Annotated in this window: 1 pseudogene; it reads right to left on the bottom strand. The window is 45.0% G+C overall.

Features of this window, described 5'->3' with window-relative positions:
- A pseudogene (locus G5V56_RS17550) lies at nt 1-685 on the bottom strand (transposase); the annotation flags it as partial.

Raw genomic sequence — 685 nt, 5'->3', positions numbered from 1 at the left:
CTGTGGACTGTTTACTCTGACGATGTTGCGCTCGTACTCGGCGCGGTAATAGGTTACGGTAAATTTCTTTTCCTGGGCACTTTTACCTAAACACTCCCTGCGTATCGGGCAGTTAATGCAAACCTTCTTTGAAGCTCGATATTCCTTCTTTTTGGTCTGGTTCTTCGTTTCATAGAACACCTTTTTAAATGGTATGACTTTACCCTAAGGACATACATAATGATCTTGGGGTTCGTTATAAGCAAAGCCATCGGGACAACCTTTATAAGTCCCATGAGGAGGAATAAAGCTTTTTAGGCTTCTACTTTCCAGAAAGGCATAATTCTCTCCACTGCTATAGCCGGTATCCGCCACACAGTTTTCCCAGACCAATCCCACGCGACGTAAACGCCGCTGTACACGAACCACGATATCGGCTAATTGTTGATTATCCTTGCTGTCGGCATGATAAGCTTTGATATCACTAATCACATGGTTGGCCGTGTCTACCGTAAGCTGGCTCTGGTAATTAAGTTTTCGTGCCTTACCAGGTTTCACACTAATGCGAGCATCGGGATCGGTTGGGCTGTAGTGGGTTTTATTACTGGTGTAACGACTCCCTTTGTTACCAGATCCAGGGCGCCCGTCCTGATCTTTTGCCCATTTATTGTTCCTGCTTTTTATAGCCTGCAATTCATTATCACTG

This window comes from Yeosuana marina, assembly GCF_011762485.1.
GTDB classification, from domain to species: domain Bacteria; phylum Bacteroidota; class Bacteroidia; order Flavobacteriales; family Flavobacteriaceae; genus Yeosuana; species Yeosuana marina.
Note: the sequence above shows the minus strand (reverse complement) of the source record. Positions and strands in the feature narration are given on the sequence as shown.